Here is an 11,850-nt window from a genome sequence, read left to right on the forward strand (position 1 = left end):
CACGCCGGCATGTTCCGGCAAGCATGGCAGGAGTAACGCATGAACCTTCAACAGTATTTTGCCGGGCTGCTGGACAGCCATCAGCCCGATCTGGCCCTGAGCGAGCAGACCTGGGACCGCCGCGCGGACGAGGTCAGCCGGTTTACCGTTTCCGCAACGGACGTGGCCCTGCAGACGGTACTGCAGCATCACGAGCTGAGCGGGCAGGCAGTGCTGGAGATCAGCTTTGGCGGTGGCCGTCACCTGCTGGAGTTTGCCCGTCGCGGGGCGCGGGTCAGCGGGGTGGAAATCTCCGCCAACATGCTGCGTCACACGCAGCAGAAGCTGCAGGCGGCCGGACTGGCAGGGCAGGCGGATGTGCTGCTGCATTCATCCTGGGAGGCGGTGGATCTGTACCAGCTGGGCTGGGAAGAGGCGTTCGATCTGGTGTTCCTCTACATGAGTCCGGCCCTGTCCGGCACGGCCATGTTGCGCAAGGCGCTGGCGACCAGCCGCAGCGGTTTCTATGTTTGTTCCTATGCACACCGTGAAGACAGCCTGCTTGGCGAGCTGCAGGACGAGCTCGGCCTGCCGCGCAGGCCGGTGGGCAGCAAGAGCGCCGATGGCCTCTATAACCTGTTCAACCTGCTGTATCAGTGGGGGTATTTTCCGCAGCTGGCGTTTGAGGAACGCAGCGGCACGTCCAGCCATGATCCGGACTACATACTGCAGCGCTATGCCAGCTGGCTATGGCGTGATGGTGCCAGTGATGAACAGTGCCAGCAGTTGTTGCAGCTGCTGAGGGAGCGGGCGAAGGGTGGCAAGGTCAGCAGCCGCAGCCGCGATCTGGTTGGCCATCTGTATCTGGACAAGCGGATGCGGCGCTGACCGGCAGCTGTCAGTAGGACAGCCCTTTCAGGTACAGGTTGTCGTAGCAGAACTGGGTGGCCTCCATGAAGCCTTCGCCGCTGCCGCAGTCGTAGCGGGTGCCCTTGAATTTGTAGGCCAGCACGCAGCCGCGCTGGGCCTGTTTCATCAGCGCGTCGGTGATCTGGATCTCGCCGCCCTTGCCCGGTTCGGTTTCCTCGATCAGTTCGAAGATGTCCGGTGTCAGGATATAGCGGCCAATGATTGCCAGGTTGGATGGCGCGTCCTCGGCCTTGGGTTTTTCCACCATGGTGTTGACGCGGTAGATGTCGTCACGAATCATCTCGCCGGCGATCACGCCGTATTGGTGGATGTCTGCGGACGGCACTTCCTGTACGGCCACAATCGAGCAGCGGAACTGCTTGTACAGTTGTACCATCTGGCCGAGCACACCGTCACTGCCTAGGTTCAGGCACAGGTCATCGGCCAGTACCACGGCAAAGGGCTCGTCGCCGATCAGGCGGCGGCCGGTGAGGATGGCGTGACCCAGGCCTTTCATTTCCACCTGGCGGGTGTAGGAAAAGGTGCAGTTGTCCATCAGGTGGCGGATGCCGCGCAGGTAATCCTCCTTGTCGGTACCCTCGATTTGCGATTCCAGCTCGTAGCTGATATCAAAGTGGTCCTCGATGGCCCGCTTGTTGCGGCCGGTGACGATGGCCATGTCATGAATGCCGGCCTCAAGGGCCTCTTCCACGCCGTACTGGATCAGCGGCTTGTTGACGATGGGCAGCATTTCCTTGGGCATGGCCTTGGTGGCGGGCAGAAAGCGGGTGCCGTAACCGGCAGCGGGGAACAGGCATTTCTTGATCATGGCGGGGGTCCTGAAAATGATCGCGGGAGTATAACCAATACGGGCGTTTATTGCCTCTGGTCAATGGTTGTCGCTTCCATCTTTAAGAATAATAACCGTTTGAAAATACGGTACGTGCCCAGTATGGTATATCACTAAAAAACTGATTCGAATCAGTGCGGCATGACTGAGAACAATAATTATATGCTTGTAATAATTCAAACAAGGATCGGGTAATGGCTGCTGATAAGGACGTACTGGTATTCCTTGACGATGAGACAGTCGCAGAGTCGTACGAAGAGCAGGCCGTCTGGCCGGTGCTGCTGGTTGATGACGAGCCGGATGTCCATGCCGCCACTGAAATGGCTTTGCGCAACCTTCGCTTTGAAGGCGGTACCCTGGCCTTTACCCATGCCTACAGCGATGCCGAAGCCCGCAAGATTTTGCAGCAAAGCCCGCCTTTTGCGGTTGCAGTCATTGATGTGGTGATGGAGCGTGAAGATGCGGGGCTGGAGCTGGTGCGCTACATCCGCGAAGAGCTGCGGGATACCAGTTTGCGCATTGTCTTGCGCACTGGCCAGCCGGGCTATGCACCTGAAATCAGTACCATCCAGAATTACGATATCAATGATTATCGCACCAAGAGCGAACTGACCCAGACCCGGCTGTTCAGCAGCATGACCATGGCCATCCGTTCGTATGCCCAGATCAGGCAGATCGAGGCAAGTCGTTCCGGGCTGGAAAAGATACTTGATGCTGCCCGCGAGCTGGGGCGTCCGTCCGGCCTGCACCAGTTTTCCCGTGGCCTGCTGACCCAGCTGTGTGCCTTGCTCAGAGTTGATTGTGACAGCCTGGTTTGTGCCGCCATCCGGCCCTCGACGCAACAGCCTTATGTGCTGGCGGCTGCTGGCCGGTACAGTGACTGGGTGGGCATGCCCCTGCACGACCTGCCCAATTCCGGCATGCGGACCCGTCTCGAGCAAAGCCTGGTGCAGCGCCGGCACTTGCTTGATGGCGAGCTGAGCCTGTTTCTGGGCGGCACCGAGGGCCAGGCGCTGGCGGCCTACCTTAACATCGAGCGTGAACTGGACAGCATCGAGCAGCAGCTATTGAAGGTGTTTTGCAGCAACATGTCGGCGGCTTTCGAAAATTTGCAGCTGTATCTGGACATCGAAACCCTGGCCTTTCAGGATACGCTGGTCGGCCTGCCCAACCGCAATGCCCTGCTCAGGATGCTGGAGCAGGAGCAGGCAGAAGGGCGAACCCTGGCCCTGATCGATCTGGACAACTTTGCCGACATCAACAATATTCTCGACGAGAATTTTGGCGATGCCGTCCTCCAAGCGGTGGCGGCACGACTGGGTGAGCGCACATCTGACGACACTATGGTGGCGCGGCTGGCCAGCAACCTGTTCGGGCTTTACGGTACCGAAGCCGAAGTCAACCCGCAGGTGATTGAAGCGCTGTTTGCCGAGCCCTTCGCCATTTCCAATGGCGAGTCGCTGCGTCTGTCAGCCACCAGCGGGCTGGTACGGACCGATGGCAAATGCGGTGCCGAGTTGTTGAAAAATGCCGGTGCTGCCCTGAAACAGGCGAAACGCCTGTTGCGGGGTAAATCCCTCTACTTCCGCGCCGAGCAAAGCCGCGCCGCACGGGACCGCATCAACATGCTGCAGATGCTGCGCAGCGCCCTGTCCGAACAGCATCTTGAGCTGTATTACCAGCCCTTCATTCGCCTGCACGACCGCGAGGTGGTGGGGGCCGAATGCCTGTTGCGCTGGCGCACGCCCGATGGCCAGTTCATTGCGCCGGATGTGTTCATTCCGATTGCCGAGCAGTCGGGCCTGATGATTGCCATTGGTGAATGGGTGCTGCGCACGGCACTGAACTGGCGTGCGGCAATGAATGGACGTGTGGCACCTGATTTCCGTGTGGCGGTGAATATTTCCCATGCGCAGTTTGCCGAACCGAGCTTTGTCGGCAATCTGTTACGCATCTTGCGTGAAGCCGGGGTGCCCGGCTACCAGCTCGAGCTTGAGCTGACCGAGTCGGTGGCGATTGAGAACTTTGAACGTCTCAAAGCCAAGCTGGAGCAGATCCAGGCCGAGGGCATCGAGATTGCCATGGATGATTTTGGTACCGGCTACTCGTCTCTCAGTGTGCTGCAGCGGCTCCATCTGAACCGTCTGAAAATTGACCGCAGTTTTGTCAGTGGCGAGGAAAGTAGCGGCAGTTTCAGCATGGTAGAAACCATCATCGCCATGGCTGATCACCTGCAGCTGAAAACCATTGCCGAGGGCATTGAAACGGAAAGCCAGTGCGCGGCCCTGCTGGCATCCGGTTGCCAGGATGGACAGGGTTATCTGTTTGCCCGCCCCATGTCCGAGGCCGACTTTAGCTCCTGGCTGGAAGCCCGGGCCGGAGGCTAGGCAATGCGCTGGCACATGCGCCGGATAGCCTGTTGGCTATTGTTGTCGGTCAGCGTCCATGCGTCTGCATCCGGGAGCGAACCCTGGCAGGTCGGTGTGCTCTACTGGTCGGACACCATTGCCAGCCAGCAGGTCATGCGGCGCGGGCTGGAGCAGGAAGCCGAGCGCATCAACCAGCAGGCGCGGGCTACCGGCCAGCGTGGGGTGCGGTTGCACACCATGGTCGCAGGCGATGGCAGCGAGGGAATTGAGCGGCAAATCTGGCAAATGCGGATGATGGTGGACAACAACCCTCCGGATATCATCATCGTGCAGCCGACTGACAACGCCGCGTTGATTGAACCACTGCAGCGGGCCAACCTGGCCGGTATTCCGGTAGTCGCTTATGACCAGTACATCAGTGGTGGCGTACTGGCCTCCTATGTCACGTCGGACAACCACCAGGCCGGCTATCTGGGTGGCGAGTATATTGCATCGCTGTTTGCCCGGCAGCGGCCGCTGCGGCTGGTGCTGGTCGAATACCCGTTGGTGTCGTCAACCGTTGAGCGGGTCAATGGCTTTCTTGACGGGCTGCAGGCGGCCGGGGTGGATTACCACATCCTGCAAAGCTACCAGGCCGTACAACCGCAAGAGGGTGTGCAGGCTGCGCGGGATCTGCTGCGGGATTTTCCGGACAAGGGCAGTGTTGATGTGGTGTTTACCGTCAACAACGGTGCCGGCCTGAGCCTGGTGGAGACGCTGGTTGCTGCCGGCCGTAGCGAAATCATCCACGCCACGGTGGATGGCGATCCGGGCTCGGTAGACAACATTCGTGACGGCAACCTGACCCGGATTGACAGTGCCCAGTTTTGTGCCCTGATGGGCGGCACTGCCCTGCAGCATGCATATCGGGTGTTGCAGGGCGAGGCAGTGCCGCGACAGGTGATCATTCCGGCTTTTCCGGTGACGATGGAAACCCTGGAACTCTATCCGGGCTGGCAAGGCAGTTTGCCGCCGAGCTTTACCAAACCTTGGCCTTCGACATCCAGACAGTGGCAAAACCGGCTCAGGGAAGGTGACTGATGGAACGTGACGATTACGGCAATATCGACCGGCGCCTCGCGCTGGCGTACGGATTGTTGATTCTTGGCCTGATGCTGGGTGTGATGGTCGCAACCGGCTGGTATTTCCACAAGGCGATGGAACGCGAGCAGAACCGGTTGGCCGGGCTGGTGACCAGCGTGCTGGCGGACTCGCTGGGCAAGGTCAGCTTTAGTGGTACCCACCGGATGCGATTGCTGATCGGTGAGTTGCAGGATAAATATCAGGATCTGTCCTATATCCGTTTGCTGAACCCCGCTGGCGAGGTCGTGGCCAGTAGCGGACAGCTTCTCGAAACGCCGCAGGACAAAGAAGCCGGACAGGAATTTTTCCGCGCTCTGCTCGATCATCCGGATACCTTGCTGAACCGGCGGCTGACAGAAGGAAAAGAGCGCGTGCGCGAGGTGGGCATGGCCTACCGTGGCGGCTTCGATAATCGCTTGCAGGGGGTGCTGCTGCTGGGCATCAGCGAGACTGGCACCCATAGTGCTCTGGTCGAGGGTTTGTTGTATGTCCTGCTGCTGCTGGTCGCCCTGCTGGGTGTTGGCATGCTGGCAACACACTTTATCAGCCGTCACTTTGCCTTGCCCGTGCGTAAACTTGCACATGAACGCGCTGAGGGCGAGCGGCGTCTGGGTTTTGTACTGAATGCCATTGACTGCGCCATCTGGGAGTGGGATCTGGCTACCAACCAGGTCACCCTTGATGAGCACTGGGCAGAAATGCTGGGTTACCGGCTGGAAGAGCTGGAGCCAATCACCAGCGATACTGCGCGCCGGCTGACCCATCCTGGTGAAGTGGAAGATAATGCGGCACGAGTCTGGGCCCACCTGAACGGACAGACTGAACGTTACATCAGCGAAACGCGTGCACTGCACAAGAACGGAGACTGGGTCTGGGTGCGTGACAACGGGATGGTGACTGAGCGGGACGAGAATGGCCGGCCACTTAAAATGATCGGAGCGCGTCAGGACATCACTGCCAGAAAACGGGTTGAACAGGCGGCATTGCAGGAAAGTGAGCGTTTTAAGGCCCTGATCAAGGCATCTGATACCGGTGTCTGGGAGTGGGATGCGCAACAACAGGCATTGTGGTGTGGTGCCGAATACTTCAGTATGCTGGGGCGCGACATGGCCGAGTTTGCCGGCATTACAGACCTGCAGGTGGTCTGGGACGAACTGCTGCATCCGGAGGACAGGGACGAAGCGGTACGCAAGTTTGCCGACTATCTGGCCGGTGACACCATGCAACTATATGAGAACGAATTCCGCATGCGGCATGCCGATGGCAGCTGGGTCTGGATTTCGTCGCGCGGCCGGACGCTGCCCGATGCCGATGGCAAACCGACGGCGCTGACGGTCGGTGCCCACATCAATGTGACCTCCCTGAAAGAGGCCCAAGCGTCGTTGCTGGAAAGCCAGCAACAGTTGCAGGTCATCAGTGACAGCATCCCGGATAGCATGGTGTATCGGATCGAGTGTGGTTTCAATGGAGAGCACCGCCGCTTCACCTACGTCAGCCGGGGTGTGGAACAGCTGCATGGCATCAACGTGGAGCAGGCCCTGGCCGATGCGCAACGGGTATACGAGCAATTCATTATTGATGCCGAGAGCATGGCTGCCTATGAAGCAGAGTGCATCGCTGAAATGAAAACCTTCCGCATGGAGACCGAAATTATCCGGCCGGATGGCGAACACCGCTGGATGTTACTGATTTCGTCACCAAGGAGACTGCCTAATGGCTATCTGGTATTTGATGGCATCGAGCTGGACATCACCGGGCGGCGGCAGCAAGAACAGAAGATCATGGAACTCAATACCACCCTGGAAAAACGGGTGGCTGAACGCACGGCCGAGCTGAGCGCAACCCTCGACAATCTGCAGCGCGCCCAGGAAGAGTTGCTGCAAAGCGAGAAGCTGGCCTCGCTGGGGGCGCTGGTGGCTGGAGTTGCACACGAGCTGAATACCCCTATTGGCAACGCGCTGATGGTGGCAACATCCTTCGACTTCGCCCGTAAACAGCTGGAGCAGGGGATGCAGCAGGGGCTGACCCGCAGTGCGTTGCAGGATTTCCTCAATGAAGTCAGGGATGGCAGCCAGATCATCGAACGTAATCTGGCCCGCTCGGCCGAGCTGATCAGCAGCTTCAAGCAACTGGCCGTCGATCAGACCAGTTATCAGCGCCGCCCGTTCGGGCTCAGGACCCTCAGCCATGAAATCGTCACCACGTTGCAACCGACATTGCGCAAGACGCCTTTCATCTTGCGTAACGAGCTGAGTGAAGACGTGGTGCTGGACAGTTACCCCGGCCCGCTGGGGCAAGTCCTGATCAACCTGATCAATAATGCGCTGACCCACGCCTTTATAGGCCGGGAGCAAGGGATCATTCGTCTGGGCTGCCTGATGGAGGGGGAGAACGTGCATATCACGGTCTGTGATGATGGCGTCGGGATCGGGGAGCAGCAGCAAAAAAAGATTTTTGATCCCTTTTTCACCACCCAGTTGGGCAAGGGGGGCTCAGGGCTGGGCCTGCATATTGTATACACGCTGGTCACCGGCCTGCTGGGCGGTCGCATCGAAGTGCGCAGCAACCCGGATGAGGGTACCTGTTTTACCCTGATATTGCCGGTGGTGGCACCGCAATATTAAGGCTTCTGCGATTTTTGATACTTGCATCTACCGCTATCGCTCAGCTGCTGGTGCTCGGGACGTCAGCCCAGACCCAGCGATTGCGGCCTTGTGCCTTGGCCTGATACAGGGCCGCGTCGGCCTGTTCCAGTACCGCGCTATCCGGCTCGTTGCGGCAGGGCGTGAAGCTGACGCCGCCGAGGCTGAGGGTAATGTGCGGAGCGGTTGCCGACTGTGGGTGGGGCGTATTTTTTGTGCTGAGGCGCTCCAGTATGCGCTGTGCAATCTGTTGCGCCTCCGCTGCGGGGGTTTCCGGCAACAGAATGACAAACTCCTCTCCTCCATAGCGCGCGACCACATCGGCGGGGCGCTGAATGCAGGTGCTCAGCAGGGTGGCGATATCCTGCAGGACCCGGTCGCCGGCGGCGTGACCCAGGGTGTCATTGTAGTTCTTGAAGTGATCAACATCGGCCATGATCAGCGAGATGGGGTGTCCCGAACGCTGGCAGCGTGCCCATTCACGTTCGAATGCCTGGTCAAAATGCCGGCGGTTGGGTATGCCGGTCAGGCCGTCAAGCGAGGCCAGTTGTTCGAGCAGGCGGCGCTGATGCACGATCTGCAACTGATTGCGTACCCGGGCGCGGACCACGGCAGTATGAAAAGGTTTGCCGATGTAGTCGGCCGCCCCCAGGTTCAGCCCCTGCTCTTCGTCATCCGGCGAGTTCAGACCGGTGATGAACATTACCGGGATATTCCGGGTGGCATCGTTGCGCTTGAGTTCGCGAATGGTGGCCAGCCCGTCCATGCCGGGCATCAGTACATCCAGCAGAATCAGGTCTGGCAGGTGTTCATTGGCCAGTTTGATGGCCTGTTCGCCATGCTTGGCCAGGATGATTTTGTGTTCATCACGAAACAGCTCGGTGAGCAGTAGCCGGTTCTGTTTTTCATCATCCACGATCAGCAGCGTAAAAGTCTGGGGTTGCAAATTGATCATGCGGATAGCTCCTGCACTAACTGGCGTAGCCGTGGCAGCAGGTTCAGTGCGGCCTCGTATTCGATGTCTTCAATATGATCGCGCAGCTCGATCAGGGTTGTGCTGACAGTAGCCATGCCGGCCAGATGCTCCTGCAAGCTGTCCAGCACGGTCAGGGCCCGGGCGTCATCACTGTCAAGCAGGCTGTGCAACTGGTCTATCAACTCTGGCAGCCTGCCGGTAACCTGGGCTGTCTCTGTGCCCGGGGCGGGATGTTCCGGCTGCAGCATAGTGAATAGCTGGCAAAGCCGGTCCAGTTCGGCAGCTAATGCACCCAGCTGCGTGTCATCCGGCGCGTGCTGTTGCGCCAGTTGTTGCTCGGCGGCCAGTGCCATTGTGGCCAGTGCATCGGCCCCGATGGTGGCAGCGCCCGACTTGAGTGAATGGGCCAAACGGCGGGCCAATGGCCAGTCTTGCATGGCAATGGACTGGGTAATAGCTTCTGCGCTGGCCGCAAATTCGCCGGGGAAGCGCTCCAGGATGCGCCGGTACAGCTCGGGCTTGTTCATGGTGTGAGTCAGCCCTTTGGCGGTATCTACGCCCGGTAGCGGCGGCAGAACCGATGCGGCGGCCACTGCATCGGCGGGCCCGGCTGGTGTCGTGGGCCGGGCATCATCGGCAGTACGGTGTGGAATCCATTGCAGCAGTGCCCGGTAGAGAATGTCCTGATTGACCGGTTTGGTTAGGTGGTCATTCATGCCGGCCTCAAGGCTCAGTTCGCGGTCACTGGCGCGGGCGTGGGCAGTCATGGCCAGAATAGGCAGGTTGTGCAGGTGTGGCCGCTTACGGATTTCGCGGGTGGCGGTCAGGCCATCCATCTCCGGCATCTGGATATCCATCAACACCAGGTCATAGTCGTTTTCTTCGACCATGGCGATGGCCTGCAGGCCGTGCTCGGCGGTATCAACCTGTATGCCGGTCTCTTCCAGTAGAGCCAGTGCAACCAGGCGGTTCAGCTCGACATCATCCACCAGCAAAATACGGGCATGACGGATGGGGCTGAAATCATGGACTGTGGATGCTTCCTGCGTAGCCGGTGGCAGGCTGGCCCGGCTCAGGCCCATGCTTTCAAGAATGCTTTCCTGCAGCGCGGAGCGGTTGACCGGCTTGGTCAGGATGTGTTTCAAGCCGACATTGTCAACCAGCCCGAACAGCTTTTCGTAGCTGCCAGCGGTGACCATCAGGATGGCCGGGGCCTGGTTGTGCAGGCTGCTGTTGATGTGGCGGGCAGTTTCAATGCCGTCCATGCCCGGCATCAGCCAGTCAAGCAAGATTAGCTGGAACGGATCGCCGGCAGCGCTGGCCTGCTGCAGCATGTGCAAGCCCTGCTCTCCGCTGTCTGCCGTTTCTGTGCGCATGCCCAGCTCTTCCAGCATGGCTTGCAGAATGTCGCGGGCGCTGGCGTTGTCATCAATGATCAGTGCCCGTTGTTGTTTGAGCGTGTAACCGGACGCTTGCTGGTGAGCACGCCGCTCGCTGGCGATATCACAAGGAATGTCGAAGGTGAAGGTGCTGCCGATACCGAATTGGCTGTCGACGCTGATAGTGCCACCCATCAGGCCAACCAGCTGGTCGCAGATCGCCAGCCCAAGGCCGCTGCCACCAAAACGGCGGGTCATGCTGCCGTCAACCTGGGTAAAAGGGGTGAACAGGGTTTCCAGTTTTTCGGACGGAATGCCCATGCCGGTATCCCGCACGCTGAAGCGCAGCCTGTCATGTTTGCTGTCAGGAGCTGAAATGCGCTCGACTCGTACTACCACTTCGCCCGTTTCGGTGAACTTGATGGCGTTGCTGATCAGGTTGATCAGTACCTGGCGCAGACGCAGTGGATCACCGTAAATGCGTTCGGGAACATCGGCAGCCTGATGCAACAGCAGCTCCAGCCCGCGCTGCTGGGCGCGCAGGGCCAGCTGGCTGGAAACATCACGGAAGATCTGCTCCAGTGCAAAGGGGATGTGTTCCACTTCCAGCTTGCCCGCCTCGATCCGCGAGTAGTCGAGGATGTCGTTGATCAGGCCGAGCAGCATGTCCGAGGCAGAGAGCACCTGCTCTTGCTGTTGGCGCTGGTGCTCGTTCAGGCCGCTGTTCAGCAACAGCTGGCCAAGCCCGACAATGGCATTCATTGGTGTGCGGATTTCGTGGCTCATGCGGGCCAGAAAGTCGGATTTGGCCCGGCTGGCCTCGTTGGCGGCATCCACCGCCACGACCAGCTCGCGGGTGCGCTGCTCAACCTGTTCTTCCAGTCCCTGGCGATAGCGCTCCAGCTCCCGGTCACGGGTTTGCAGCGAGTCGATCATGTGGTTGAGGCTGCTGCCCAGTTGCGCCAGTTCGTCTTCGCCGGTGACGTGGATGCGGTCAGCCAGTTGCGGGTTGTCCGCCATGGCGCTGGTCAGCCGGCTCATTTCCTGCAGTGGCGAGGCCATGCGGCGGGCCGCCTGGTTGGCGAACAGTAGCAAAATGATCAGCAGTGCGGACAGATACAGCGCCGTTTTCAGGGCCATTTGCCGGATGGCGTGCTGCATCGGTGCAAGGCTGCCGATGATTTCCAGATATGCCTCATTGCTGTCACCCGGAACGGGGGCCCAGACCAGCAGCCGGTTATCGCTGAACCTGAAGGTTTCTCCGGAACGCTGTGGTGCATCGGTGAGCTCGAAATCTGCGGCCAGTCGGGGTGACTGATAACGGGCAAACAGGATGCGGTTGCTATCGGTGTAGAAGCTGGCTTGCAGAATGGCCGGGTTGTTTTCCAGTGAATGCAGCAGGCGGCTGGCCTCTCGCGGGTCCTGAAAGTCGATGGCGGCCTGGCTGTTGTGGGCAATCAGGCTGGCCTGGGCCTGCAGCGAGGCTTGCCATTCGGCGCGGATCAGATGCGTTTGCAACCAGACCATCAGGGCCAGGACCAGCAGGACCGAGGCCGTTACAGCCAGGGAAAATAGCAGGAGAAGCTTGCTGCGAATGTGCTTGAATGTCATGGCCGTATTTCTG

The 11,850-nt window shown here is 59.5% G+C and carries 7 protein-coding genes; 4 read left to right on the top strand and 3 right to left on the bottom strand.

All coding sequences use genetic code 11. The features are described from left to right. Positions 1–39: 39 nt before the first annotated feature. Positions 40–867 carry a class I SAM-dependent methyltransferase gene (locus AR306_RS02490; RefSeq protein WP_101495966.1) on the top strand — a complete coding sequence of 276 codons (828 nt, stop codon included), beginning with the start codon at positions 40–42 and terminating at the stop codon, positions 865–867. A gap of 10 nt (positions 868–877) precedes the next feature. Here the strand turns inward: AR306_RS02490 and galU are convergent, their stop codons facing one another. After that, positions 878–1,717: a UTP--glucose-1-phosphate uridylyltransferase GalU gene (gene galU / locus AR306_RS02495; RefSeq protein WP_101495967.1), complete on the bottom strand. Its 840-nt coding sequence runs from the start codon at positions 1,715–1,717 to the stop codon at positions 878–880. Between the two features lie 215 nt (positions 1,718–1,932). Between galU and AR306_RS02500 the strand changes: the two genes are divergently transcribed. The 3 genes from AR306_RS02500 to AR306_RS02510 are packed head-to-tail and all read left to right on the top strand — an operon-like array spanning position 1,933 to position 7,853. Beyond that, positions 1,933–4,125 carry a two-component system response regulator gene (locus tag AR306_RS02500; protein ID WP_101495968.1) on the top strand — a complete coding sequence of 731 codons (2,193 nt, stop codon included), beginning with the start codon at positions 1,933–1,935 and terminating at the stop codon, positions 4,123–4,125. 3 nt (positions 4,126–4,128) lie between these two features. Continuing rightward, on the top strand, positions 4,129–5,187 hold the full coding sequence (locus AR306_RS02505) for a sugar ABC transporter substrate-binding protein (protein ID WP_101495969.1): 1,059 nt from the start codon (positions 4,129–4,131) through the stop codon (positions 5,185–5,187). Further along, a complete protein-coding gene (locus tag AR306_RS02510) occupies positions 5,187–7,853 on the top strand; it encodes a PAS domain-containing sensor histidine kinase (protein ID WP_101495970.1) in 2,667 nt (888 codons plus the stop codon). The genes AR306_RS02505 and AR306_RS02510 overlap by 1 nt, the downstream gene beginning before the upstream one ends. A gap of 40 nt (positions 7,854–7,893) precedes the next feature. Here the strand turns inward: AR306_RS02510 and AR306_RS02515 are convergent, their stop codons facing one another. Together AR306_RS02515 and AR306_RS02520 are read right to left on the bottom strand one after the other, a co-directional pair. After that, positions 7,894–8,826, bottom strand: coding sequence for a diguanylate cyclase domain-containing protein (locus AR306_RS02515; protein WP_101495971.1), 933 nt, complete (start codon positions 8,824–8,826; stop codon positions 7,894–7,896). Next, complete coding sequence (locus tag AR306_RS02520; protein WP_101495972.1) at positions 8,823–11,837, bottom strand: response regulator; 3,015 nt, start codon at positions 11,835–11,837, stop codon at positions 8,823–8,825. The genes AR306_RS02515 and AR306_RS02520 overlap by 4 nt, the downstream gene beginning before the upstream one ends. Positions 11,838–11,850 lie beyond the last annotated feature (13 nt).

This window comes from Thiopseudomonas denitrificans (genome assembly GCF_002866065.1).
GTDB classification, from domain to species: Bacteria; Pseudomonadota; Gammaproteobacteria; order Pseudomonadales; family Pseudomonadaceae; genus Thiopseudomonas; species Thiopseudomonas denitrificans.

What these genes read in the sequence shown, in the direction of transcription:
- AR306_RS02500 (WP_101495968.1), top strand. Translation starts at nt 1,933, where the DNA reads ATGGCTGCTGATAAGGACGTACTGGTATTCCTTGACGATGAGACAGTC.
- AR306_RS02505 (WP_101495969.1), top strand. Translation starts at nt 4,129, where the DNA reads ATGCGCTGGCACATGCGCCGGATAGCCTGTTGGCTATTGTTGTCGGTC.
- AR306_RS02515 (WP_101495971.1), bottom strand. Translation starts at nt 8,826, where the DNA reads ATGATCAATTTGCAACCCCAGACTTTTACGCTGCTGATCGTGGATGAT.
- AR306_RS02490 (WP_101495966.1), top strand. Translation starts at nt 40, where the DNA reads ATGAACCTTCAACAGTATTTTGCCGGGCTGCTGGACAGCCATCAGCCC.
- AR306_RS02520 (WP_101495972.1), bottom strand. Translation starts at nt 11,837, where the DNA reads ATGACATTCAAGCACATTCGCAGCAAGCTTCTCCTGCTATTTTCCCTG.
- galU (WP_101495967.1), bottom strand. Translation starts at nt 1,717, where the DNA reads ATGATCAAGAAATGCCTGTTCCCCGCTGCCGGTTACGGCACCCGCTTT.
- AR306_RS02510 (WP_101495970.1), top strand. Translation starts at nt 5,187, where the DNA reads ATGGAACGTGACGATTACGGCAATATCGACCGGCGCCTCGCGCTGGCG.